Origin of the sequence: Ewingella americana, from assembly GCF_006438725.1 — a bacterium.
In the GTDB taxonomy this organism is placed as follows: domain Bacteria; phylum Pseudomonadota; class Gammaproteobacteria; order Enterobacterales; family Enterobacteriaceae; genus Ewingella; species Ewingella americana_A.
In genome coordinates this window covers 357,120-381,610 of the sequence record NZ_RCZD01000003.1, presented here as the reverse complement: position 1 = coordinate 381,610, position 24,491 = coordinate 357,120, and the positions used below count along the sequence as shown (strand labels likewise).

Annotated in this window: 20 protein-coding genes; 7 read left to right on the top strand and 13 right to left on the bottom strand. The window is 54.7% G+C overall.

Annotated elements, in window-relative coordinates; genetic code table 11:
- Nucleotides 1–39 precede the first annotated feature (39 nt).
- Nucleotides 40–420, bottom strand: coding sequence for a copper resistance protein (locus tag EAH77_RS07635; RefSeq protein WP_140471318.1), 381 nt, complete (start codon nt 418–420; stop codon nt 40–42).
- 240 nt (nt 421–660) lie between these two features.
- Between EAH77_RS07635 and EAH77_RS07630 the strand changes: the two genes are divergently transcribed.
- From EAH77_RS07630 to EAH77_RS07620, 3 genes are all read left to right on the top strand, one after another.
- Nucleotides 661–903: a DinI family protein gene (locus tag EAH77_RS07630; RefSeq protein ID WP_140471316.1), complete on the top strand. Its 243-nt coding sequence runs from the start codon at nt 661–663 to the stop codon at nt 901–903.
- Between the two features lie 189 nt (nt 904–1,092).
- Nucleotides 1,093–2,859, top strand: a complete 1,767-nt coding sequence (locus EAH77_RS07625; RefSeq protein ID WP_140471314.1) for a penicillin-binding transpeptidase domain-containing protein — start codon at nt 1,093–1,095, stop codon at nt 2,857–2,859.
- A gap of 534 nt (nt 2,860–3,393) precedes the next feature.
- Nucleotides 3,394–3,780 carry a helix-turn-helix domain-containing protein gene (locus tag EAH77_RS07620; RefSeq protein WP_140471312.1) on the top strand — a complete coding sequence of 129 codons (387 nt, stop codon included), beginning with the start codon at nt 3,394–3,396 and terminating at the stop codon, nt 3,778–3,780.
- Between the two features lie 4 nt (nt 3,781–3,784).
- Here EAH77_RS07620 and EAH77_RS07615 read toward each other — a convergent pair whose 3' ends face one another.
- The 4 genes from EAH77_RS07615 to betI all read right to left on the bottom strand — a co-directional run bounded on the left by EAH77_RS07615 (nt 3,785) and on the right by betI (nt 8,286).
- Nucleotides 3,785–4,243, bottom strand: coding sequence for a GNAT family N-acetyltransferase (locus EAH77_RS07615; protein ID WP_140471310.1), 459 nt, complete (start codon nt 4,241–4,243; stop codon nt 3,785–3,787).
- 235 nt (nt 4,244–4,478) lie between these two features.
- Nucleotides 4,479–6,155, bottom strand: a complete 1,677-nt coding sequence (gene betA, locus EAH77_RS07610; protein WP_140471308.1) for a choline dehydrogenase — start codon at nt 6,153–6,155, stop codon at nt 4,479–4,481.
- Between the two features lie 25 nt (nt 6,156–6,180).
- Nucleotides 6,181–7,653, bottom strand: coding sequence for a betaine-aldehyde dehydrogenase (gene betB, locus EAH77_RS07605; RefSeq protein WP_140471306.1), 1,473 nt, complete (start codon nt 7,651–7,653; stop codon nt 6,181–6,183).
- Nucleotides 7,654–7,686: 33 nt separating this feature from the next.
- A complete protein-coding gene (gene betI / locus EAH77_RS07600) occupies nt 7,687–8,286 on the bottom strand; it encodes a transcriptional regulator BetI (protein WP_140471304.1) in 600 nt (199 codons plus the stop codon).
- Nucleotides 8,287–8,511: 225 nt separating this feature from the next.
- On the opposite strand from betI, the gene EAH77_RS07595 reads away from it, so the two are divergent.
- Nucleotides 8,512–10,575, top strand: coding sequence for a choline transporter (locus EAH77_RS07595; RefSeq protein ID WP_140471303.1), 2,064 nt, complete (start codon nt 8,512–8,514; stop codon nt 10,573–10,575).
- A gap of 76 nt (nt 10,576–10,651) precedes the next feature.
- Here the strand turns inward: EAH77_RS07595 and EAH77_RS07590 are convergent, their stop codons facing one another.
- Nucleotides 10,652–11,527 carry an alpha/beta fold hydrolase gene (locus tag EAH77_RS07590; RefSeq protein WP_140471301.1) on the bottom strand — a complete coding sequence of 292 codons (876 nt, stop codon included), beginning with the start codon at nt 11,525–11,527 and terminating at the stop codon, nt 10,652–10,654.
- Nucleotides 11,528–11,711: 184 nt separating this feature from the next.
- On the opposite strand from EAH77_RS07590, the gene leuC reads away from it, so the two are divergent.
- Both leuC and leuD read left to right on the top strand, forming a co-directional pair.
- Nucleotides 11,712–13,118 (top strand): 3-isopropylmalate dehydratase large subunit, encoded by a 1,407-nt coding sequence (gene leuC, locus EAH77_RS07585; protein ID WP_140471299.1) that lies wholly within the window; start codon nt 11,712–11,714, stop codon nt 13,116–13,118.
- Between the two features lie 10 nt (nt 13,119–13,128).
- Nucleotides 13,129–13,737: a 3-isopropylmalate dehydratase small subunit gene (gene leuD, locus EAH77_RS07580; protein WP_140471297.1), complete on the top strand. Its 609-nt coding sequence runs from the start codon at nt 13,129–13,131 to the stop codon at nt 13,735–13,737.
- Between the two features lie 54 nt (nt 13,738–13,791).
- Here leuD and EAH77_RS07575 read toward each other — a convergent pair whose 3' ends face one another.
- The 6 genes from EAH77_RS07575 to EAH77_RS07550 all read right to left on the bottom strand — a co-directional run bounded on the left by EAH77_RS07575 (nt 13,792) and on the right by EAH77_RS07550 (nt 21,322).
- A complete protein-coding gene (locus EAH77_RS07575; RefSeq protein WP_140471295.1) occupies nt 13,792–14,706 on the bottom strand; it encodes a LysR substrate-binding domain-containing protein in 915 nt (304 codons plus the stop codon).
- The gene (locus EAH77_RS07570; RefSeq protein ID WP_140471293.1) at nt 14,703–15,821 is read right to left on the bottom strand and encodes an endonuclease/exonuclease/phosphatase family protein; all 1,119 of its coding nucleotides are present in this window, start codon (nt 15,819–15,821) and stop codon (nt 14,703–14,705) included. Before EAH77_RS07570 ends, EAH77_RS07575 begins: the two co-directional genes overlap by 4 nt.
- Before the next feature lie 4 nt (nt 15,822–15,825).
- Complete coding sequence (locus tag EAH77_RS07565) at nt 15,826–16,851, bottom strand: LacI family DNA-binding transcriptional regulator (RefSeq protein WP_140471291.1); 1,026 nt, start codon at nt 16,849–16,851, stop codon at nt 15,826–15,828.
- 30 nt (nt 16,852–16,881) lie between these two features.
- Entirely contained in the window at nt 16,882–18,291 is a 1,410-nt protein-coding gene (locus tag EAH77_RS07560) for a sucrose-6-phosphate hydrolase (protein WP_140471289.1), read from the bottom strand.
- Nucleotides 18,291–19,661 carry a sucrose-specific PTS transporter subunit IIBC gene (locus EAH77_RS07555; protein WP_140471287.1) on the bottom strand — a complete coding sequence of 457 codons (1,371 nt, stop codon included), beginning with the start codon at nt 19,659–19,661 and terminating at the stop codon, nt 18,291–18,293. The genes EAH77_RS07560 and EAH77_RS07555 overlap by 1 nt, the downstream gene beginning before the upstream one ends.
- A 74-nt stretch (nt 19,662–19,735) precedes the next feature.
- Entirely contained in the window at nt 19,736–21,322 is a 1,587-nt protein-coding gene (locus tag EAH77_RS07550; RefSeq protein ID WP_140471285.1) for a carbohydrate porin, read from the bottom strand.
- 253 nt (nt 21,323–21,575) lie between these two features.
- Between EAH77_RS07550 and EAH77_RS07545 the strand changes: the two genes are divergently transcribed.
- Complete coding sequence (locus tag EAH77_RS07545) at nt 21,576–22,520, top strand: aminoimidazole riboside kinase (RefSeq protein ID WP_140471283.1); 945 nt, start codon at nt 21,576–21,578, stop codon at nt 22,518–22,520.
- Between the two features lie 66 nt (nt 22,521–22,586).
- Here the strand turns inward: EAH77_RS07545 and eptB are convergent, their stop codons facing one another.
- Nucleotides 22,587–24,251, bottom strand: coding sequence for a kdo(2)-lipid A phosphoethanolamine 7''-transferase (gene eptB / locus EAH77_RS07540; RefSeq protein WP_140471281.1), 1,665 nt, complete (start codon nt 24,249–24,251; stop codon nt 22,587–22,589).
- Between the last annotated feature and the right edge of the window lie 240 nt (nt 24,252–24,491).

The following is a 24,491-nucleotide window of genomic DNA, read 5'->3' as shown; positions in this document are numbered from 1 at the left end:
TAAAAATGTCACATCCGAATCAACAACGGAGGCGCGTTTTTATTCCCGGAAAACACAGAGCCGCAAATGTACCCGCAGGCGTGGGACAGGAACGGCATCAGGGAGAAGTATGCGGATAGCGGCCAGATTGCCTGCTGACAAAAAGCTCAGCAGCAGGCCAAGGGCCAGCAGCGCAAATTCAAGAATAACGGGGGGAGCTGTCAGCAGCGATTTGCTGCTTAACTCACAGGGAGTGGGGATCACGGCGGCTTGTGATGTGTTGTCAGTGACCACCGGGGACGCCAGTGGCGTCACCGTATTTTGTTGCAGGGAGGCAGACAACGCGTTCAGCCCGGCAATACGCTGCGTCATACATGTCAGTATGACCAGACTTGCCAGGCAGAAAAAAATCAGTGCGGAACGCCGTTGTTTATTCTTCATTACTCCCTTATAGCCTTCATCATGAAGTGCCGCGGCTATTCTAACTTCCAACAAAACATTCACAATAGCTATGTATGGCGTATTACATGAATTTACGCTGAGAAACGTGAATGGCATTCCAGTGCAGGACATAAAAACGGTTGAATCACATTGGATTATTACTGTATATTTAGCCAGCTAATTTTAACGACAGATGTGCCGCAGCGGCTAATGTCGCGGGTAACGTGAAGGATGAAGGTAATGCTGGTTGAACTGGTTTATGACAAACGCAATGTGGCCGGGATCCCCGACGCCAGCGACAAAATTAAGGCTGAGCTGACCAAACGCGTCCACCGCCTGTTTCCTGATGCCGAAGTCAAAGTAAAACCCATGCAGGCAAACGGCCTCAATACCTCTGGCGCCAGTAAACAGGAGCGCTCTCATCTTAACCAGATGCTGGAAGAGATGTTCGAGGAAGCCGATGAGTGGTTGTCGGTAGAGTAACGGTTACTTACAAAGCGCAACTGAATTAAACATAACCCGGCAATGGCTTATTATAAGATGAGCCTGATACAAAATTCATTATCAATCAGAATGATGAATCCCGGGTTTGTGCTGGTTTATTAAGCGTTTTGCACCCTCGGGCTGTTCATTCTTTGGCAACATCAGCGTTAACGACTTTGCGAAACAACCATGTCCTCGAAAAAAGCCAATGCACAACCCCATTTTTATTCCAAACGCTTTGCCCTGATCTGTCTTGGCATCGTCTGTTGCATGGTTTTTTTGCTGGCCCGCGTAGGCTATTTGCAACTGCTCAACCGCCCGATGCTCGAACGTCAGGCGGATCAACGTTCATTGCGCTCCACGGTGATCCCGGCCGATCGCGGCACCATTGCTGACCGTAACGGCCACCCGCTGGCGCTCAGCGTCGCGTCAAAAGATATCATCGCCGACCCTTTCCGCGTTCTGCAACTGCACAGCGACCTGAACAGCCCAAAATGGCAATATCTCGCTTCGGCGCTGAATATGCCGCTGTCGCAATTACAGCAAATCATCACCAGCGATCCGCAACGCCGTTTTGTCTACCTTGGGCGTAAAGTCGAACAGGGCATCGCCAATGATATCGCGGAGTTGCATCTGGGGGGGATCAGCAGCCAGCACGACGACAGCCGTTACTATCCGATGAGCGAAGCCGCAGCCAATCTGGTCGGTATCGTCGGTACCGATAACGAAGGGCTGAACGGCATAGAGAAAGGGTTCAATACTCTGCTGGAAGGCAAACCGGGCATGCGGGAATACCGTCAGGATGGGCACGGTAATGTGATCGGTATCCTGAAAGAAGTGCCGCCGCAACAGCCACCAACGGTGAATCTGAGCATCGACAGTTATATGCAGTACGTGATGTATTCACGCCTGCGTGCTGGCGTCATGCTCAACCAGGCAGATTCAGGTGCGGCCGTGCTGGTTGACGTAAATACCGGCGAGATCCTCGGCATGGCCTCCTATCCATCCTACAACCCAAATAACTACGTCGGTGTGCAGCCAAAAGACATGCGCAACGTGGCGATCAGTGACAGCTTCGAGCCAGGCTCGACGGTCAAGCCGCTGGTAGTGATGGCCGGTCTGGCACGCCGGATGATCCGCCCTGACTCGGTGCTCGATACGCATCCGTACAGCGTCAACGGGCACCTGATTAAAGACGTTGGCCACTGGTCTGCGTTAACCATTACCGGCGTGTTGCAAAAATCCAGTGACATCGCGGTGTCGCACATTGCTTTGGCGATGCCTGCGCAGGTGCTGGTGCAGCTGTATCAGTCTTTTGGACTCGGCAAACCTACCGATCTCGGGATCGGCGGCGAAAGCAGCGGTTATTTCCCGTTGCACCGTGAGCGCTGGGCCGACATCGAACGCGCCACCTTTTCTTTCGGCTACGGTTTGCGCGTAACACCGCTGCAAATTGCCCGTGAATACGCCACCATCGGCGCACTGGGCATCTACCGCCCGCTGTCGATCACCAAAGTCACGCCACCGGTGCTCGGGACCCGCGTGATGTCTCAGGACGTGGTGCAGACCGTAGTGCATATGATGGAGAGTGATGCCCTGCCCGGCGGTTCGGGCCTCAGTGCCGCCGTTCCCGGCTACCGTCTGGCGATCAAAACCGGTACGGCAGAAAAAATGGGGGCCAGCGGCAAATATGACGGTGGTTATATCAACTACACGGCAGGTGTCGCACCGGCCAGTAATCCGCGCATTGCGTTAGTGGTGATGGTCAACAATCCGCAAGCGGGCAAACACTTCGGTGGCTCGGTTGCCGGGCCGATATTCGGCCAGATTATGGCTCAGGTACTCAATCATATGAATATTGCCCCGGATGCGCTGGTGCCAGAAGCACCACCGGATACCATCATTAAAAACGGGCAGAAGACGAATCTGGTCAGGCGCAGTGCGGCGGCAGAGTAATTTTTTTGCCGTCAGACTGGATTTCTCTCCCCAATCTGATTAACTACCGCTTGTTTCGCCCACCGTGGTGTTAGTTTGGGAATGAGAGAGCTTCGGCTCCCGGACAGGTATAATGAAACGCCTTTTGATCGTATTTATCATTTTTATTGTCGTGTGTACGGCCGTTGTTGCATTGAACATGCAAGGTACCGGTCCCTGGTAACGGGACGTTGAGACTTTCCAGAGAGAACTGATTTTGCCTACAGGTAAACGATTCATCCTGATCATTATCGCTATTCTTATCGCAATAGTGATCATCGACGATGTTATCGCCCGGTTCATCCACTGGATCTTGCTGCGCTAAACGCTGGCCCGTACGACACTGTTATGGTAACAACCGTCATCGGGCCGCTTAATTCTTAGCCGCTGCACGGCTTATCCCTGAATTTATAAGGGTTTTCTGCCAGAACGTCTGCTTTGCTATCCTCTCCCATCCTGCGTCATCGCGATGAAGTTGTGTATAATAGCCTTATTGAACATCAACACAGACTGGTTATGGCTCAGGACATTCATCTCACTATCGTCTGCGCACTCAGCAAATGGATTGAAGGCCATCTTGGGCGCGTCATCCACCTTGAAGAATTAGCCGAGTATTCAGGCTATTCGCTTTGGCACATGCAAAAATTGTTCAAAGAGTCGACCGGCATCTCTCTGGGCAAGTATATCCGTGAGCGTCGTCTGGCCAGCGCGGTGTATCAGCTGAGCAGCAGTGACACCTCGATTTTTGATATCGCCATGGATTTCGGCTTCGGCTCGCAGTCGCATTTCACCTATATGTTCCGCAAACGTTTTAACATCACGCCGTATGAATTCCGTCAAAATCCCGATATCAAACTGGAAGTCGCACCACCCCTGCATCTCATTCACCAAAAATCGGCGTAAAGACCTATTCCAGACGCATACTGATGTGCGGAATACCGTCTTCGTCATAAATATCGGTGTAAGCCACGAAACCTAAACTGCCATAAAATTTCTGCAAATGTGCCTGGGCGGAAAGAATAACCTGCGCCTCAGGCCAGTGTTTTTTGCAGGAGGCGAGCGCCCTTTCCATCAGTTGGTAACCCAGTTTCAACCCCCGTGCCGCAGGGGCGATGATCACCCGACCAATCGCCACTTCACCGTCCAGATCGAGGATGCGCAGATAGGCCACTGGCACGCCGTTTTGCCAGCCAATCACGTGGCGGTTCTCGCCGATGAGGTCCCGGCCATCGAGGTCCTGATAAACACAGTTCTGTTCGACCACAAACACTTCACTGCGCAGGGCCAGAATGGCGTAAAGCTGGGCGGCGCTAAGCTTGCTGTGGTGTGAGTCCTGCCAGACGATGTCGTTTTTTGTATCGGTCATAAGTTTTCCTGTCTGTGTCCAACTGGTCGCCAAACGGCGGCAAAAAAAAAGAGATAACCCGAAGATTATCTCTTTTTATCATGCCCTGATTATATTAAGGGGAAAATATTCACGTAGAAAATATATCTATAACCAAGTAATTGGAGTTGCAGCAAGGCGACAAGCGAGGCAATCCCGATGCGCTGACTCAAGTAAGTGATTCGGGTTACCGAACGCAGCCAACGCCGCTGCGGCTTCAAGAACGAAGGTGATTCCTTACGGGCGCATCACCCGCTACAAAATACTCCGTAGTACTTTTCGGCAGTGGTGCACGGCCACGGATCTTATCGGCAATTTTCTCGGCGATCATGATGGTGGTCGCGTTCAGGTTACCGGTAATGATTTGCGGCATGATCGAGGCGTCTATGACGCGCAGGCCCTGCATGCCGTGTACACGACCCTGCCCGTCGACGACCGCCATCTCATCGCTGCCCATTTTGCATGAACAAGACGGGTGGAAAGCGGTTTCGCCGTGCTCGCGGATAAAGGCATCCAGCTGTTCATCAGTCTGCACCTCTGCGCCGGGGCTGATTTCACGCCCGCGATACGGGTCCAGCGCCGGTTGCGCCATGATTTCACGGGTGATACGGATAGCATCGCGGAACTCATGCCAGTCCTGCTCGCTGGACATATAGTTAAACAGGATGCTCGGATGCTGGCGCGGATCTTTCGATTTCACCTGCACACGGCCACGGCTGGGGGAACGCATCGAGCCCACGTGGGCCTGGAACCCGTGCTCATTCACCGCATTGCTGCCGTTGTAATTAATTGCCACCGGCAGGAAGTGATACTGAATATTCGGCCACGCAAACTCTTCGCGGCTGCGGATAAATCCGCCCGCTTCGAACTGGTTACTGGCACCGACGCCGGTGCCGTTGAACAGCCATTCGGCACCAATTTTCGGCTGATTAAACCACTTCAACGCCGGATAGAGCGACACCGGCTGGGTGCAACTGTACTGAAGATACATCTCCAGGTGGTCCTGCAGGTTTTCACCGACCCCCGGCAGGTCATGCACGACGGGAATATCCAGACCATTCAACAGCTCCGCCGGACCGACGCCGGAGCGTTGCAAAATCTGCGGCGAGGCAATCGCGCCGCTGCACAGCAACACTTCGCGTTTGGCATGGGCGGTTTTAGCGTTGTATTCGTCGCCTTTAAAATAGCTGACGCCGACGGCGCGTTTCCCTTCGAACAGGATTTTGTCAGTCAGCGCGTGCGTCACAATGGTCAGATTGGCGCGCGGTTTAGCCTGATCCAGATAACCACGGGCAGTGCTGGCGCGGCGTCCTTTCGGCGTCACCGTGCGATCCATCGGGCCGAAGCCTTCCTGCTGATAGCCGTTAAGGTCATCGGTGCGCGGATATCCGGCCTGTACGCCCGCTTCCACCATTGCGTGGAACAGCGGATTGTTGCCGTTCTTTGGCGTGGCAACGCTCACCGGCCCATCACCACCGTGGAAATCATTCGGGCCGATGTCGCGGGTTTCCGCTTTACGGAAATACGGCAGGCAGTCGAGATAGCTCCAGTCTTCCAGACCCGGCGCGGTGGCCCAGTTGTCGAAGTCCAGCGCATTACCACGGATGTAGCACATGCCGTTGATCAGTGACGAGCCGCCCAGCCCTTTGCCGCGCCCGCATTCCATGCGGCGGTTATTCATGTACGGTTCCGGGTCGGTTTCATACGCCCAGTTATAGCGTTTTCCCTGCAACGGGAAGGCCAGCGCCGCAGGCATCTGGGTGCGGAAATCCATCCGGTAGTCGGGCCCACCGGCCTCGAGCAGCAGTACGCTGACGTCGCTGTCTTCGGTTAAGCGGGTGGCTAATACGTTGCCGGCAGAACCGGCACCAATAATGATGTAATCGTAATCCATTGATTTCTCCTATGCGGAAGGCGGATTAAAAGACCGAACTGAATTCGCCCAGCTCAACCTGCACGGATTTCACTTGTGTGTAATGCTCGAGGGTGCTGATGCCGTTCTCGCGGCCGACGCCGGAGTGCTTATAGCCCCCGACCGGCATGGCGGCGTCAGATTCGCCCCAGGTGTTGATCCAGCAAATGCCGGCTTCCATCTGATGGATCACGCGGTGCGCAGTGTTCAGGTCCTGCGTCACCAGCCCGGCGGCCAGACCGTATTCGGTATTGTTGGCGCGGCGCACCACTTCATCTTCGCTCTCATAAGTCAGAATGCTCATCACCGGCCCGAAGATCTCTTCGCGCACGATGGTCATGTCATCGCGGCAGTCGGTGAAAACCGTCGGCGCGACATAAGCGCCTTTGGCATAGTCACCAACAATAATACGGTCGCCACCGGCCAGCAGACGGGCACCTTCACTCTTGCCGCTTTCGATATAGCGCAGCACGGATTCCATATGTCCGAAGCTCACCAGCGGGCCGAAGTTGACGTTCTCGTCGGTCGGATCACCCAAACGGATGCGCTGAACACGTTCAAGGATTTTGGCCTCGAACCCGGCCTGAAGCGCTTTTGGCACAAAGACGCGGGTGCCGTTGGTGCAGACCTGGCCGGAGCTGTAGAAGTTGGCCATCATGGCGATGTCAGCGGCTTTATCCAGATTGGCGTCCGGGAAGATAATCAGCGGGGATTTACCGCCGAGCTCCATGGTGACCTCTTTCAGGGTCGAGGCTGAGGCGCTGGCCATCACTTTCTTGCCGGTGGTGACACCGCCGGTGAAGGAGATTTTAGCGATGTGCGGATGGTCAGTCAGTGCCTGCCCGACACTGGCGCCGCTACCGGTCACTACGCTGAACACGCCATCCGGCACGCCCGCGTCGGTGTAAATCTCGGCCAGTTTCAGCGCAGTCAGCGAGGTGACTTCACTCGGTTTGAAAATCATGGCGTTACCCGCCGCCAGCGCAGGCGCGGATTTCCACAGGGCTATCTGAATCGGGTAGTTCCATGCACCGATACCGGCGACGACGCCGAGCGGCTCACGGCGGGTGTAAACAAACGCAGAGTCGCGCAGCGGGATTTGCTGGCCTTCGAGAGCCGGAATCAGCCCCGCGTAATACTCCAGTACGTCCGCGCCGGTGACAATGTCTACCGCCGTTGTTTCAGACAGGGGCTTGCCGGTGTCGGCCGTTTCTATGGCGGCCAGTTCGTCGTTGCGTTCACGCAGAATATCCACCGCGCGGCGCAAAATGCGCGAGCGCTGCATAGCGGTCATTGCCGCCCAGACCTTCTGGCCCTGACGCGCAGCGCTGACGGCTAAATCCACGTCTTCGGCGGTGGCGTTTGGCAGTGTGGCAATCACTTCGCCATTGGCCGGGTTGATGGCATCAAACGTCTCGTTGCCGGTGCTTTCCTGATAACGTCCATCGATATACAGTTTTTGGGTGCCATAGCGTGACATGATGCTGTTCTCCTCGGTCGGTGCGGTCTGAATTCAGGCAGTCGGGCGGGTCTGCGAAATTTGTGACTCAATAAAGCGATACGTTATCTGTAACGCTTCATCACGGTTGAAGGCTTTGCCGCTGAGCGCCGCCCGTAACCACAGGCCATCAATCAGCCCGGCCATCCCTTTGGCGGCCAAACGCGCCGCCTCTTTAGGCAGAAATCGCCTGAACTCAGAACATAAATTTGAATAGAGTCGGCGGCTGTTCACCTGTTGCAGGCGATGCAACTGCGGGTGATGCATGCTGCTGGCCCAGAAAGCCAGCCAGGTTTTCATCGCCGCGCTGTTGGTCTGGCTGTCGTCGAAATTGGCTTCGGCGATGGCATGCAGCCGCGCCGTCGGGGCGTTGTCGTCAAGCCGTGACAGCCGTTCCTGAACCCCCTCCCCCAGATGACTGAGCAGATAACGCATGGTGGCCTCCAGCAATCCATTCTTGTCACGAAAGTAATGACTGATGATGCCGTTGGAGACGCCAGCGCGGCGGGCAATTTGAGAAATGGAGGCTTCATGCATCCCCACTTCGTTGACTGCCGCCAGTGTTGCCTCAATCAATTGCTGCCGTCTGATGGGCTGCATTCCTACTTTGGGCATGGGTCCGACTCCTGAAAAATAGGTCTTCCGAATACCATTTTTTAACCATGATTTCGGGCGTTCTTAACCTTGTTGCTGACTCTATTTAACTTTTTTTTGATTGAACGTTCAATCAAAAATGCATATATTTTATTACCAATACGTTAGTGATTTGTATCAAAAATGCATTGGTATTTGCTCTAATTCATTGAAAATAAGTTAATAATTCAAATAACAGGGGATACGATGGCTGCTGTCGATAAGACTGACAAACTGTCCGATAAACCACGTGACGAACTCAACAAGGTGGTGTTTTTCACTTCCGCAGGGTTAATTCTGGCGTTCACGCTGATGTCTATTTTCTACACTGAACTGTCGGGGAAATGGCTCAGCCACTCGCTGAATTGGGTCTCCGCGACTTTTGGCTGGTATTACATGCTGGCTGCTACGCTGTACATCGTGTTTGTAGTGTTCATTGCCTGCTCGCGCTTCGGCTCGATCAAACTCGGCCCTGAACAATCCAAACCCGAATTCAGCATGATGAGTTGGGCTGCTATGTTGTTCGCCGCCGGGATTGGCATCGATTTGATGTTCTTCTCCGTCGCCGAACCGGTAACGCAATATATGTTGCCGCCGGAAGGCCAGGGCCAGACGCTGGAAGCCGCCCGCCAGGCCATGACCTGGACGCTGTTCCACTACGGGTTAACCGGCTGGGCGATGTACGCCCTGATGGGCATCGCGCTGGCTTACTTCAGCTACCGTTATAATCTGCCGCTGACCATCCGCTCAGCGCTCTACCCGATTTTCGGCAAACGCATTTATGGCCCAATCGGCCACACGGTGGATATTGCCGCCGTGGTTGGGACCATTTTTGGTATCGCCACCACGCTCGGTATCGGTGTGGTGCAGCTCAATTACGGCCTGAAGGTGCTGTTCCAAATCCCGGAAAACCTGACGGTACAGGCGTCGCTGATTTTGCTCTCGGTGGTGATGGCGACGATCTCCGTCACTTCCGGCGTCAATAAAGGCATCCGTATTCTGTCAGAGCTGAACGTGCTGCTGGCGCTGGGGTTGATCCTGTTTCTGCTGTTCTTCGGCAATACCGAGTTCCTGCTCAATGCGCTGGTGCTGAACATTGGCGATTACATCAACCGCTTTATGGGCATGACGCTCAACACCTTTGCCTTTGACCGTCCGACTGAATGGATGAACAGCTGGACCCTGTTCTTCTGGGCCTGGTGGGTGGCATGGTCACCGTTTGTCGGCCTGTTCCTGGCGCGTATTTCACGCGGGCGCACCATCCGTCAGTTCGTGCTGGGGACGCTGATCATTCCCTTCGTCTTCACCCTGCTGTGGCTGTCGATCTTCGGTAACAGCGCGCTGTATCAGATCATTCACGGCAATCTCGACTTCGCCAACGAAGTGATTGCCCACCCTGAACGCGGTGTCTACAGCCTGCTGGCGCAGTATCCGGGCTTTACGCTGAGTGCCTCGGTCGCCACCATCACCGGCCTGCTGTTTTATGTCACCTCGGCAGATTCCGGCTCGCTGGTGCTGGGTAACTTCACCTCGAAACTGGCGGATATCAACAACGATGCGCCGAACTGGCTGCGGATTTTCTGGTCGGTCACTATCGGGGTTCTGACACTCGGTATGCTGATGACCGACGGGGTCTCTGCGCTGCAAAACGCCACGGTGATCATGGGGTTACCGTTCAGCTTCGTGATTTTCTTCATCATGGCAGGATTGTATAAATCGCTGCGTCTTGAGGATTATCGCCGCGCCAGTACGTTGCAGTCGCTGGCACCGATGCCAGCCGCAGGCGGTGACGCGGTGCTGAACTGGAAACAGCGTCTGTCGCGGGTGATGAACTACCCAGGCACCACGCACACCCAGCGCATGATGGATCAGGTGTGTCGCCCGGCGATGCTCGACGTAGCAGAAGAGCTGAAACTGCGCGGCGCCAAAGTGGAGTTCAACGAGCACGAGCCGGTGGAAGACGAGAAACTCAATCACCTCGAACTGATTGTGGCGTTGGGTGAAGAGCAGAACTTTGTCTATCAGATCTGGCCGGTGCGTTACGCGGTGCCGGGCTTTACCTACCGCGCGCGCTCGGGGAAATCACATTATTACCGTCTGGAAACCTTCCTGCTGGAAGGCACCCAGGGTAATGATTTGATGGACTTCACCAAGCATCAGGTGATCAACGACATTCTCGATCAGTACGAGCGCCACCTGAACTTCCTGCACCTTAACCGCGAAGCACCGGGCAATACGCTGACGTTTCCTGAGCAGACTATCTCGTCTTAAACCGCCCAGTCATAACCATAAAAAACCCGCGCAAGCGGGTTTTTTATAGCCTAATCGTCACGTCACGCTCCCTGAGTTAGCGCAAGAACGATAAGACTTTATCAACCAGCAGCTCCGGCTGCTCCTCCGCAATGTAATGCCCGCAGGGTAATGCCTCGCCTGCCACCTGTTCAGCCACCTTCGCCCATTCATCCAGTGGCTTAAAACATTTGCCGACAGTGCCCTGTTCCCCCCACAGGATCAACAGCGGACAACGCACTTTGCGACCCGCATCCAGATCAATTTGGTCATGTTGCAGGTCAATGGTGGCAGAGGCCCGATAGTCCTCGCAAATCCCACGCGCCGTGCCATCAAGTTGCAGACAACGCAGATAATCGGCGTAGGCTTCTTCGCTGAAAGGCTGCATACCGGCGCTGCGACTGCCCATTACGCTGCGTAAGTACAAATCAGCATCGGCACGGATTAAGGCTTCAGGTAGCGGTGCGGGGCGAATGAGGAAGAACCAGTGCCAATAAGCACGAGCGAAGGCTTCATTGGTTTGCTGATACATGGCGAGTGTCGGCGCGATGTCCATCAGTACCATCCTTTTGACGGCCTGCGGGTGGTCAAGCGCCAGACGGTGGGCAACGCGGGCGCCACGGTCGTGGGCGATCACGCTAAATTGGTTAAAGCCCAGGGCCTGCATTAGCTCGACCTGATCCTGCGCCATTTCGCGTTTGCTGTAGCGCAGATGTTCTGCATCCGGCTCGGGTTTGCCGCTGTCGCCGTAACCGCGTAAATCGGCCAATACGACGGTGAATTGCGTGGTGAGACCGGGAGCGACTTTATGCCAGATGGCCTGAGTTTGTGGGTGTCCGTGCAATAGCAGCAAAGGTTCGCCCTGACCGGCGATGCGGTAGGCAATGTCGGTGCCGTTAACGGCGATCCGACCTTGGGTAAAATGTTCAAACATGGGTTTCTCCTTTTTAATCCATCTTAGCCTTTCGCATGTTGGCAACAAGGACGCAAATGGAGATCGGCCATTCACAGATCGTGTTTTACAGCACCACACTCTGGCCATTGCCCGAGACCCGCTAAGTTGCGACGCTGGGTTATCCACGTCGTTTCTCAGGCTTTCCGTGCATTAGGGTAGAAAAATGAAACCAAGAACGCTATATGAAAAGCATATCGCCAGTCACAGCGTGCAAACGCTGGATGACAAAGGCCACGTGCTGCTTTACATCGACCGTCAGGTTATTAACGAATACACCAGCCCGCAGGCATTTAGCGGTTTGCGCGACGCCGGGCGACGCGTGTGGCGACCTGAAACCGCCCTCGCCGTGGTTGACCACGTCAACCCAACTGCGCCGCTGCGCACCCGCCAAATGCCGGATGCTGGCGGAGCCCGACAGGTCTCATATTTAACCGAAAACTGCGAAGAATTTGGCATTGAGCTGTTTGATATTTTAGATAAACGCCAGGGTATTGAGCACGTCGTCGCCCCGGAGCAGGGCTTTATTCTGCCGGGGATGGTTATCGCCGCCGGAGACAGCCACACCACCACCTACGGGGCGTTAGGCGCTTTCGGTTTCGGCATCGGCACGTCTGAAATTGAACATCTGTTAGCGACCCAGACACTGATCTATAAAAAATTAAAAACCCTGCGCGTCACCGTGAATGGCAGGCTTGCCAATGGCATTACGGCCAAAGATGTGGTGATGGCGCTGGTAGCGAAAATCGGTGCAGCGGGCGCCACGGGCTATGCCATTGAGTTCTGTGGTGAAGGCATCGATATGCTGAGCGTTGAGGGCCGAATGACCGTATGCAACATGGCCGTCGAAGCCGGTGCCCGCGGTGCGTTTATGGCACCCGATGACAAAGTCTTTGAGTATCTGCAAGACAAACCACGCGCACCACAGGGCCAGCAATGGCTGGACGCCGTCGCGGTATGGAGAGAACTGCGCAGTGATCAGGACGCCGTTTTCGACCGTGAAGTCGAACTCAGCGCGCAAGAGATCGCACCGATGGTCAGTTGGGGAACCAGCCCGGATCAGGCTCTGGCTATCAACGGCCAGGTACCGGATCCGGCGGCAGAGCCCGATGCTTCCCGCCGCAAAGATTTACAGCGAGCACTGAATTACATGGGCCTGCATGCCGGTCAGCGGCTTAACAGCATCAACATCAGCCATGCGTTTATCGGCTCATGCACCAATGCGCGTATCGAGGATTTGCGCGCCGCGGCTGAGGTCGTTCGGGGCAAGCGCGTTGCCTCTCATGTGCGGGCGATGATCGTCCCCGGCTCCAGCCAGGTGCGCGCACAGGCCGAAGAAGAAGGGTTGGCAGCGATATTTATGCAGGCCGGTTTCGAGTGGCGCCAGTCAGGCTGCTCAATGTGTCTGGCAATGAACGATGACGTGCTGTCACCCGGTGACCGGTGTGCGTCAAGCACCAACCGTAACTTCGAGGGCCGTCAGGGTGCCGGTGCCCGCACCCATCTGATGAGTCCGGCCATGGTTGCCGCCGCCGCCATTCACGGTCATCTGACCGATGTCCGCGAAATGTGAGGAGAGAACAATGCAAGCTTTCAACGTATTAACCGCCGTTGCCGCCCCGCTGCCTGCCGCCAATGTGGATACCGACGTGATCATGCCGAAGCAATTTCTCAAAGGTATCGACCGCAACGGGCTGGACCAGGGGGTATTTTTCGACCTGCGCTTTATTGCCGACGGCTCGCCAGACCCGACTTTTATTCTGAATCAGCCTGAGTGGCAGTCAGCCAAATTCCTGCTGGTAGGGCCGAACTTTGGCTGCGGCTCCAGCCGTGAACATGCAGTGTGGGGGTTAAAACAGCTGGGTATCCGGGCACTGATTGGCACTACGTTTGCAGGGATTTTCTTTGATAACTGCCAGCGAAACGGCGTACTGACGGTGCAGTTGGATCCCACTCAGTGGTCGCAAATCGCCGAACAGGTGACGCTGGCGCAAAGTAATGAAATCACCGTTGATTTACCGCAGCAGAAGATTAGCCTGCAAAACGGCAAACAGATTGATTTTACTATTGATGAGTTAAGTAAGCTGTCACTGCTTAACGGGCTGGACGCTATCGGTAATACGCTGCGCTATCGCGACGATATTCTCCGGTTCCAGCAAACGCATTTGCAAAACAACCCCTGGTTGGCGTGAAGTCATAACGGGAGAGGTGCAGAGCAGGATATGAGCGCCGTATTCACTGCGGCGCTAGCTAAATAGCTGACTAAACCGTTGGTGTAAAAACTCGACGCACACCCGCAGTTTGGCCGATTCAGCCAGACGCATGGGGTAGACCGCCCACACACTGGCCGGTTGGGAGTAAGCAGGTAACACCTGAACCAACTCACCGCTGTCGATATAGGGCTGAACGTCCCACTGAGAACGCAAAATGATCCCGTGGTGTTTCAACGCCCATTGCAAAACCACTTCGCCGCTATTGGATGACAAGGCTCCTTTCACCCGAATGCGCTGCTCCTCGCCCCCTGCCGTCAGTGACCAAAGGCCAAACGGATTGTCGCGCTCTTTGAGTACCAGACATTGATGCCGGGACAAATCCTCCAGCGCCTCAGGCAGGCCATGAGCCTTGAGGTAGCCGGGCGACGCGCAAAGAATACGCTGATGCCGGGCCAGTTTTTTTCCGATATGTTGCTCAGGAATGTCGTCACCCACCAAAATTTCCAGATCAACGCCTTCTGCCACCAAATCAATCACCCGGTCATACAGATCGAGACGCAGATTGAGCAGTGGATAGCGCCCGGCCAGTTCGGCCACCGCTGGCGCGACATGGCAGCGCCCAAAGCCGAACGAGCTGCAAATGTGCATGTTGCCACGCGGCTCGGTGCGGGAGTCGGACAGGTCGCCGATAAACTGATCGAAGTTATCCAGAATTTGCAGCGCCCAGCGCTGCGCACGCTCCCCTTCCTCGGTCAGGCGAATACCGCGCGTTGAGCGGTGCAGCAGGCGAGCATTGAGCGCTTCTTCAAGAATCTGCATGCGCTTACTCACATAGGCCGGAGACTGGCCGAGCTCCATCGCCGCCGCGGCAAAACTCTGTTTATTCACCACCGCCAGAAAGACCCGCAGGTCCTCCGCCAGCGGCAGCCGGTCACGATCGCCCGTCATACTGAGAGCCCGTAAGCATGAGTATTATGTTGTTCGGCGCTATGCACATCCCAACTTTTCACCCCGGCATTGGCCAGCTTTTCCTCGGCTTCCTGAAGATCTTCACTGTCAATTTCCAGCGTCTCCTGAGTACTGCCTTCATGCGGGGTCAGCGCCAGTTCCACCATGATCGGGAAATGGTCGGAGCCCATCGCTGGCAGGCGTTGCAGATCAATCAGGGTGAACTCTTTACTGTGAAAAACGTGATCCAGCGGCCAGCGCAGGAAAGGGAAACTGGCGTGGAAGGTGTTGAACATGCCGCGCCCACGACGAGGATCGAGCAGGCCGCTGATCTTCATAAACAGCCGCGTGGTGCGCGACCAGGCCACGTCGTTCAGATCACCGGTGACGATAGTCGGATAGGTCGCGCGCGCGGCGGTGTGGCCGACGGCCACCAGCTCGCCATCGCGGTTGGTGGATTCATCATCTTCGGTCGGGCTTGGCGGCATAGGATGCAGGCAGTGCAGGACCACATGATCACCGGAAGTCAGTTCGACGCGAAAGTGCATCGACGGGATGCCATCGGCCACCAGAAACTGGGTTTTTCCGTTAAAGATCGGCAAACGCGAGTAGACGTGCATGCCATACAGATTGTCGAGCGGACATTTCAGGCTGTGCGGGTAGTCTGCCTCAATCGAGGCCATTTGGTCCTCCCACCACTGGTCGGTTTCCAGCAGCACCAGAATATCCGGGCGGTGTTCTTTCACGATCTCCAGCAGCCGGGCCGATTTACGGTTGGTCATCAGCACGTTGCAGTTAATGATTTTCAGCCGTGGATGGCCGTTGGGAAGGATTTTTTTGACCTGCACCCGATACAGGCGCGTATAAGGCAAAATCCACCACGCCTGATACAGCATACAGGCCAACGACAACAGCACGATAAGCGTTGCCAGCGGCCCACCAAGCGGCAAAACCCACAGCTCAGTCAGCAGAAAAAGCAGTGACAGCGTCGCCATTTGCAGCCGGGGAAAATCCCACACCCGTACCCACCAGCGCTGGTTTTTCGACAGCGGCAACAGGGTCAACAGCGTCATAATAACCGTCAGCACGCTGACAATAATTCGAAGTGTATGCATTAAATCAGGACTCACTCAGGGTATCGGCGTGACGCCAGTGCAGTTGCGGAGAAAGATAACACTGGTTCTGTGCCGGTTGTTGCTCGTTAATCAGGCCGGTGACAATGTCAAAACAGTGGATCGCCAGTTCGCGGCAATCCTGCGCCACGGTATCAATTTTTACCGAGAGAGAGTCATATAAATAGTGATCATCGAAACTGCACAGATGGATATCACTTTCCAGTAACTTGTGCTGGCTCATATAGCGCAACACCCCTTCCATTAACCCGCAGGACGCCACGTAAAGCGCTTTCGGCGGCCGCCCGAGTCGTGCGCAGAGATTGGCAAACATTTCGTAGCCAGAGCTGGGATGATAATTACCGTACAGGATCCATTCCGGTTTGAGATTCACGCCGGCGCGCTCCAGCCCGAGCTGATAGCCAGCCAGACGGTCGCGGGTGGGGGAAATACGCGGCTGGCCCCCCAGGAAGTAGAACTCTTCTTGTTGATGCTTTGCCACTTTCTCAACCAGCGCAGCCGACGATTCGATGGCTTCGCAGACCACCAGCGGCAGCGCAGTGTCACTCATATGCCGGTCAAACAGCACCACCGGCAATTGCTGGCTGATTTTCAGATATTCGGCATCATTGAGCATGCTGGAGGCCACAATCAAACCATCAACCTGACGCTGAATCAGGTTATTCACCACCATCATTTCCTGACTGGTATTTTCATCTGTGCAAGCGATCAGCAACTGCATACCGTTTTCACGGCACAGGTTTTCAAGTTCGTTGGAGCAGGCCGCAAAGCCATAGTTCGTCATCTCAGGCACCACCAGCCCCAGCGTATAACTGCGCGTCACGTTGAGCGAACGGGCGTGAATACTGGGTTGATAATGGTGCTCAGCCGCCACCGCGAGAACCCGGTCGCGGGTGGCATCAGAGATACGAAATTTTTTGCTGTGCCCGTTAAGCACCTGGCTGGCTGTCGATTTCGACACGCCAGCCAGTTCAGCAATGCCGCTGATAGTGATGCGTTTGCTTTTTTTCACTGCGCCATATTCTATTGTCTGCAAAGAATTTTATTCTATCACGCAATCCGACAACGGCCAGTGGCGCAGCGCAATCGGCTGTTTTCCGCTGAAGGTTAATGGTATTGGCAACACAGGGAAATAGCGCGAGGACATCACCGCTTCACCGCCGTTGATGAAAATCTCGACACTGGAACTGTCGCACAGGGCGGTCAACTGGCGTAACGCGCCGCGCCAGACGCGCTGTTCTGGCTCACCGCTGCGGCGGTTTTGGCGCGTCAGACGCAGCCATTCACCGTCCCACGTGAGGACGAGATCCCCCCCGAAATCAGCGACGAACGGCCGATCGGTTTCGACCTCAACTTCGGCGCGCGTGACATCCCATACCGGTGCATCCTGCGCAATACCTTGCCATTGCTGCACTTCGCCACGAAGTTGTTGCAGCTCGCGCGCCGGGCGCTGAATAACCTTGCCGGATTCGAGCGTCAACTCCCGTGGGCAGGTCATGGTGTGGATCCAGCCCTGCGCTACCGTTGGCTGATAAAATTCGTCACCATCGGGGATGCCCATCCAGCCTATTAACAGGCGACGACCATCGGCGCTCTGCGTGGTTTGCGGTGCATAAAACTCAAAGCCCAGATCCAGCTCATGGAAATCACCGTGCACAAACTGCCCCTGGTCGTAATCCAGTTGTCCGACGAAATAACCGGACTGGAAGGTATTCAGATAGCGGTCAGCTTCCGCAGGCAAACCCTGTGGACAACAGATCAGCACGTCGCTGCCGGACAAACTGAACAGATCAGGGCATTCCCACATGTAGCCGAATTCGCCCAGGCCGTTCAGGCCGGATCCGGCAATTTCTCCCTGTGATTGCCATGTCAGTAAATCGGCGGATCGCAGCAATAGTACTTTGCCTTGCAGGCTGAGATCCTGCGCGCCCAGCACCATGTGCCAGTGACCACCGTGCTGCCACACTTTCGGGTCACGTACGTGGCCGGTGTAACCTGCGGGTAAATCCAGCACTGGCCCGATTTTATCAAACTCGCCGTCCGCGTTTTCGCGCGCCAGACACTGAAACGCCGTGCGGCTGCCGTCGGCGTATTTCACGTTGCCGGTATAGATCAGCGTCAGTTGGCCGTTATCCACCACCGCCGAACCGGAATAGCAACCGTGTGACTCATAGGCTTCCACCGGTGCCAGCGCCAGCGGCTCATGCCGCCAGTGCAGTAAATCCACCGAACTCCAGTGCCCCCAGAATTTGGCCCCATGCGCGCAGGCCAGCGGATTCCATTGATAGAACAGATGAAAACGACCGTTATGCTGAATAAATCCGTTCGGGTCATTGAGTAACCCCACCGGCGGCGCCAGATGCCAGCCGGGACGGTGAGGATCGGCGGCGGCTTTTACCTGCCCCGCCACCACGCTGCGCAGCGCCTGCTTCAGTAAACTCGCTTCCGTCATTATTCACTCTCCGTTTTGTATTTCAGCAGTAAGGAAAGTACGAAGGCAGTGCCGAAAGCAATCACTAAACCGATCAGATAGCTGAGCATGGAACTGGCCTGTACAATCGCCAGCCCCGGAATACCGGTCAGCCCGACGGCGGTCATGTTGACGTGCATCGCCACCACCCATGCGCCACCGAGTGCACCACCGGCCAGTGCAGCCAGGAAAGGTTTCATAAAGCGCAGGTTGATACCAAAAATCGCCGCCTCGGTAATGCCCAGCATAGCCGAGAAGGCGGAAGGCACGGCAATGGCTTTAATTTTTGCATCGCGGGTTTTGAAGTACACCGCCAGGCAGGCACCGCCCTGCGCGACGTTGGCCATCGACCAGATCGGCAGCAAGAAATTCACACCGATGCTCGGGTTACCCAGCAGCCCGGCTTCAATCGCGTGAAAACTGTGGTGAATACCGGTAATGACAATAACCGAGTACAACCCACCAAAGACCAGCCCCGCCACCCAGCCCGCATGGGTGATCAACGTGCTGAGAATAAACGAGATGCCATCGCCCAACGCACGACCGGCCGGGCCGATGATCAGGAAGGCAATAAAGCCGGAAATAATCACTGTCAGGAACGGCGTCAGAATGAGGTCCAGCGCGTCAGGAATGACTCTGCGCAGGCGTTTTTCGAGGAAACTCATAAACCAGACCGCCAGCAGCACCGGGAATACCGTGCCCTGGTAGCCGATCATCGCGATATCCAGACCAAAGAAATTCATGGTGTGGAAACCGCTGGCGACGCCCCAGGCGTTGGTCAAGGCAGGGTGAGTCAGAATACCGCCTAAGGTAGCGCCGAGGTACGGATTACCGCCAAACTCGCGCGCGGCGGTGAAACCGATCAGGATCGGCAGAATGATAAACGCCGCTGAACTGAACATGTCGAGCATGATAAAAATCGCGCTCTCCGGGTTTGCCCAGCCGTAAGTTTTCACCATACCCAGCAGGCCCATCAGCAGGCCGGACGCCACAATGGCCGGAATGATCGGCACGAAGATATTCGACAGCACGCGCGCCATACGCTGGAACGGATTGAGTTTTTGCGCCGCAATATTTGCCGCTTCCGATTTACTGGACTCGCTGATGCCCGCCACTTTAATGAATTCGGCATGGACTTTGTTCACCAACCCGGTGCCGAAGATAACCTGAATCTGCCCGGCATTGCTGAAACAACCTTTTACGCCTTCGACTTTTTCGATGGCGCTTTTGTTCACCAGGCTGTCATCCACCAGGACCAGACGCAGGCGCGTTGCGCAGTGCGCAGCGCTGGCAATGTTCTCTTTTCCACCCAATAACGGGAGTAGTTCGCTGGCAATTGCGTTGATATTCATAACGTTCCTTTTATTACCCTAAACGACAACGCCTGATGAGTTCAGGCGTGTCATGGTGATACAAATTCTGCGGATTAGAACCAGGTTTCCATCTGGATACCGAAGTTCCACTGTCCGCCGGAGGTAAAGCCATCGGTACCGAATGAATCGCTGGAAGAGTAGCTGTCCAGTTGATGACTCCAGTCCATGTAGCTCGCGAAGAAGCGAATTTCAGGGCGGCTCAGCATGTCACTGATATCACCGACTTTGAACGTCGGTGCAAACGTCAGCTTGTAGAATCCGCCCTTCACTTTGTTATTATTTTGGTAACCCTGCGGATCGAGATCCATGTACTGGTAGCTGCCTTCATAGGCCAGTTCAAAGTTCTCGGTAATTTGCTGAATCAGCCGGGTGTTAAAGGTCACCCACTGATAATCATCTCCCGAGACATACCGGTCTTTACTCTGCTGGGCCAGCACGGCGGGGGCAATACTCCAGTTTTTGCTCAGTGGCGTAATACCGTAAGTGGCCAAACGTACCGTGTTGGCATCCTCGGTCAGGTGACCATCAGACCCCAGCGCTTTCACTTCCGCCCCTAAACCGTGACCATACAGCAGCGCGGTTTTAGATGTCCCTTCGCGCAGGCCGTAGAAGCTGTCGCCGTGGTACGCCAGCATGGTGTGAAAGCCCGTGTCGGCTGAATTACTGATGCCCTGCGTGCCGGTATTTTCACGATCCTCATTGTTCTTAGCGCGCAGTCCGCTGACCATCCACTGGAACGGGCCGGCAAAGTTATTGGCTGTGAAAATGTAGTTCTCAATGCGCGTGTCATTGTTGTTGTTACTGTTGCTGTCGTCGAGGTCGTCAAAGTTACGCCCATACAATGAGAAGTTACTCTTCAGAGTGTCGCCCCACTTCACGTCATAGATACCGCCACCGGTTCCGGCGAGGAAAATCACGTCGGAGTCCAGCCAGTGAATATCGAAGTTGTCACGGTCGAAGCGCTTACCGGCCCACAGGGTGGAGTCTTTCACCGGCCCACTGAACGTCGGTAATGAACCCAGTTCGACAAACGCCTGGCGAATATTCAGATCGCTGCTCGCGCCGGTCCAGTCGTTATAGCTGCGCTGCCCATCGGCCAGCATCACTTTATAGCGGGAGGTAGCACCGCTGGCCATGGTCTGTTTGTGTTCCAGATTCAGCTCAACGTAAGTGTTATTTTCATTCCCCAGACGCCCGACAGCCCCGCCAGTCTGCCCGGCAGGTGTCACGTAAGGGCCGCTTTCCGTCGAGGTAGCGGAATCATTCATGATCACGCCGGAACGGGCGTAACCGGTAAATTTAAACCCGTTGTTATCGGTATCGCTCTTTTTCGTGCTGGCTAACGTTTCGGTACGTTTAGCCACATCGGCGGTTTGTTGTTGAGTGACTTCAGCCGTCTTCGCCACCTGGCGGGTCTGCTGTTCATTACTGGCGGTGCGGGTTTCCAGCTTTTTAACCTGTTGTTCTGCATCCGTGGCACGGGCCTCGGCCTTGGCAGCCCGGCTTTCGGCCATTTGCAGACGTTTTTCCAGCGCATTAAACCGCGCTTCGATGGCGTTGGTAGAGAGATCGGCACCCTGGGCGGCACTTGAGAGAATAAGTCCTATAGCAACAGCAAGATAGCGTCGTTTCATCATCATTTTTATGTCTCTGAAGAGATTTCATTATTATGGGAAAACGTCAGTTTGCTAAACTGCTAAACTGGTTTTCCTGCACACAATAATCACTTCCGAGTTATTCAGGCAACGAAGTTCGCTGCTCTTATGCTGTAAATGTGATCTTGCTGGCAAATCGTCACTTAATCCTAATAGTTCATTTGTGCTTGATTAGCTAAACCGGTTCTTCTATTTTATCGACAAACGTCTTATCAGGCGTTTACTAAAGGGAATGAAGATGAAAAATCGGGTTTGGGTGTTGGGCGATGCCGTCGTGGATTTAATCCCGGAGGCCGGTGACCGTTTATTGAAGTGCCCAGGTGGCGCACCCGCTAACGTGGCGGTGGGGATCAGCCGTCTGGGAGGTGACAGCGCGTTTATCGGCCGGGTCGGTGATGACCCTTTCGGCCATTTTCTATACCAGACGCTGCGTAATGAAGCGGTCAATGTCGACTTTATGCATCAGGATCCGCACCACCGCACGTCGACGGTCGTTGTGGAAAATGATGCCGACGGCGAACGATCTTTCACGTTTATGGTACGTCCAAGTGCCGATCTTTTCCTGCAACCAACCGATCTTCCCGTTTTCGAAAAGGGCCAGTTTTTACACCTGTGCTCCATTTCGCTGTCGGCTGAACCGTCCCGCGCGTCGGCCCTTTTGGCGATGGCCAGGATGAAAACGGCCGGCGGTAGGGTAAGTTTTGATCCGAATATTCGTCATGACTTGTGGCCGGATGAAGCGCAGTTGCGTCAATATCTGCATCAGGCGCTGTCGATGGCTGACGTGATAAAAGTCTCTGAAGACGAGCTGGAATATTTGACCGGTAAAGCCCTGCAATCGGAAGGGATCATCCATTTGTGTCAGCGCTATAACCCAGAGTTGTTGCTGGTGACACAGGGCAAAGAGGGGGTGTTGGTTTATCAGAAAAACGATGCTTCACTCACACACTATGCCGCCCCGACGGTGAAAGCGGTCGATACTACGGGGGCGGGTGACGCCTTTATGGCCGGTTTATTGGCGGGTCTGGCCGGGCGGGGGGACGACCCTTCATCAGCGAGCTGGCAGGCGATTATTCACCAGGCCATGTGCTGTGGTGCGCTGGCAACAACGGAAAAAGGGGCCATGACCGCCCTGCCGGATACTCATGCGTTGGCAGCCTTTAGCCGTCAGGCCTTCCTATAAAACAGTGCCGCCGCTTCATTGGTAAACGACAAAACGGCGGCCTGATGTTTACTTTACCTGGCGAGGTTACTGACTTGCCGGCACGTGGCACCAATTGCGCTGCTCAACAATACCGCCATTCGGCGAGGTGTAGCCGATGCAGCCCAGAATCGAATCAAACAGCTTTTCGTGGAACACCGGTTTTTTCTCAGCCGCCATTTTTTGCAGTTGCTGGAAACCGGCACGGTTCTGATCATCTGACAGGAATTTGTCAGACGCCCATACCATGATCGGCACTGCGCGCTGTTCAGGCGGGGCATGGTCTCGCGGCGTACCGTGGAAATGCATACTTTTGGAAATCGACTCGCCGTGATCTGAGGCATAAAACACGATGGCATTTTTGTCGCGCAGTTGGTTAAACACCTGCTCGAGGAAGTAATCGGTATACAGCAGCGAGTTATCGTAGGCGTTGATCATCTCCTCGGTCGAACAGGAGTCATCAATGCCCATGCACTCCGGTTGATACTTTGCAAATGCACGCGGGTAGCGGTCAGAGTAGAGATAGTGCGAGCCTTTGGTGTGCAAAATGATCAGGTGCTTGCCCTGGGAATGGTTGTCCATCGAGTCTTTCATCTCATCCACCAGCAACATGTCATCCACCGGTTTGCCCGCGTTACGCTTTTCTGAGGCAATATTTTCGCGCAGTGAATAGTCATCGGCGCGGGTTTTGTTATAGAACCACGCCTCGCTCTGCATGGAATACAGCTCAGAACTCCAGCCGTTACTCTTCATCACGGAGAACACGTTAGCTTCTTTCAGCGTGCGCTGAGGCGCCTCAGACGCCCCGCCTTCGCGCACAAACATGCAGCGCAGCGAGAGTTTGGTGGCGGTGTCACAGGAGTAACCCTGCAATGCGGCGAGATTCTTCTCTTTGCTCAGGTACGGCGTGTTATCGCGGTCGTAGCCATAAACGCCCATGTGGTCACGACGGGCACTCTCCCCAATCACAAAGACGACGTAGAGATCTTTAACATCTTTGGGTGGGGTATAGGTGAAATGCTTGGCCGGATCGAACAGGTTTTTGGTGTCTTCCGCTTTACTGTAAGAGCTGTAGGCGAACAGCCCCAGCGCCGAGAGCCAATTAGAAGGTGAATAGGTTCCTGCCACCACGCCGCCGTAGCTGGCCATCATGCGGTTATTCACCAGGTCATGCCGGTCTTGCATTTTCCCCATCAGTTGCAGCGGGACATAACACAGCAGGCCCGCAGACAACAACAGCACAGCTTTCTTCAGCAGACCTTTTAGTGAGCTCTCTTTCAGCGCCGCGCCGGGCATTTTACTGCCCCACAACAACAACAGCGGCAGCAAACTGAACAGTACCGTCCAGCCCACAAAGTGCGTGCCAATCGACTCTTTTGACAGATCAATGGAGTCGGACGCCAGCGCCGCCGCCAGAATGCCGTAGCCGATATCGACGTTGAACAAAATCATGTAATAACTGGCCGCCGCTGACGAGATAACAATCAGGCTGAGCAGCAGGCGGAAAACCGTTTTACCGGTGAAGGAGACCAGCAGTGTCAGGAAATAGACCAGCGCGAACGATGCCAGCATTTCTACCGCGATTGACAGCAGATTGTCGTAATGCAGCTGGCCAAAGCGACGGAAGAAAATCGGAAGGTTAAGCAGAATCCCCAGGTAAAGCGCAATAAACAGAGAAATTCTCTGTTGAGAAAGTAAACGTAATTTATGCATCAATGAGTGAAGCTCTTTTTGGAAAGTCTGGGTGCGTTGTGCTGCCCGCGCGTGTCGATGTGTCAAAAAACCATGCGCCAGAGTACACGTCGATAACTTCATCTGACCAGTAACTGATGCATTTGGTTCGGCTTCAATCATGTCAGTTAATGAAATAATGTAACTGAGCTGGCAAAACCTTTATATTTCAAGAATCTAAAAATGCGGTTTTCTTACATTTTTTTGACATTCATTGCGTAA

Bases quoted from the DNA above. Each gene is read 5' to 3' on its own strand.
- EAH77_RS07635 (WP_140471318.1), bottom strand. From the start codon at position 420: ATGAAGAATAAACAACGGCGTTCCGCACTGATTTTTTTCTGCCTGGCA.
- EAH77_RS07630 (WP_140471316.1), top strand. From the start codon at position 661: ATGCTGGTTGAACTGGTTTATGACAAACGCAATGTGGCCGGGATCCCC.
- EAH77_RS07625 (WP_140471314.1), top strand. From the start codon at position 1,093: ATGTCCTCGAAAAAAGCCAATGCACAACCCCATTTTTATTCCAAACGC.
- EAH77_RS07620 (WP_140471312.1), top strand. From the start codon at position 3,394: ATGGCTCAGGACATTCATCTCACTATCGTCTGCGCACTCAGCAAATGG.
- EAH77_RS07615 (WP_140471310.1), bottom strand. From the start codon at position 4,243: ATGACCGATACAAAAAACGACATCGTCTGGCAGGACTCACACCACAGC.
- betA (WP_140471308.1), bottom strand. From the start codon at position 6,155: ATGGATTACGATTACATCATTATTGGTGCCGGTTCTGCCGGCAACGTA.
- betB (WP_140471306.1), bottom strand. From the start codon at position 7,653: ATGTCACGCTATGGCACCCAAAAACTGTATATCGATGGACGTTATCAG.
- betI (WP_140471304.1), bottom strand. From the start codon at position 8,286: ATGCCCAAAGTAGGAATGCAGCCCATCAGACGGCAGCAATTGATTGAG.
- EAH77_RS07595 (WP_140471303.1), top strand. From the start codon at position 8,512: ATGGCTGCTGTCGATAAGACTGACAAACTGTCCGATAAACCACGTGAC.
- EAH77_RS07590 (WP_140471301.1), bottom strand. From the start codon at position 11,527: ATGTTTGAACATTTTACCCAAGGTCGGATCGCCGTTAACGGCACCGAC.
- leuC (WP_140471299.1), top strand. From the start codon at position 11,712: ATGAAACCAAGAACGCTATATGAAAAGCATATCGCCAGTCACAGCGTG.
- leuD (WP_140471297.1), top strand. From the start codon at position 13,129: ATGCAAGCTTTCAACGTATTAACCGCCGTTGCCGCCCCGCTGCCTGCC.
- EAH77_RS07575 (WP_140471295.1), bottom strand. From the start codon at position 14,706: ATGACGGGCGATCGTGACCGGCTGCCGCTGGCGGAGGACCTGCGGGTC.
- EAH77_RS07570 (WP_140471293.1), bottom strand. From the start codon at position 15,821: ATGCATACACTTCGAATTATTGTCAGCGTGCTGACGGTTATTATGACG.
- EAH77_RS07560 (WP_140471289.1), bottom strand. From the start codon at position 18,291: ATGACGGAAGCGAGTTTACTGAAGCAGGCGCTGCGCAGCGTGGTGGCG.
- EAH77_RS07555 (WP_140471287.1), bottom strand. From the start codon at position 19,661: ATGAATATCAACGCAATTGCCAGCGAACTACTCCCGTTATTGGGTGGA.
- EAH77_RS07550 (WP_140471285.1), bottom strand. From the start codon at position 21,322: ATGATGATGAAACGACGCTATCTTGCTGTTGCTATAGGACTTATTCTC.
- EAH77_RS07545 (WP_140471283.1), top strand. From the start codon at position 21,576: ATGAAAAATCGGGTTTGGGTGTTGGGCGATGCCGTCGTGGATTTAATC.
- eptB (WP_140471281.1), bottom strand. From the start codon at position 24,251: ATGCATAAATTACGTTTACTTTCTCAACAGAGAATTTCTCTGTTTATT.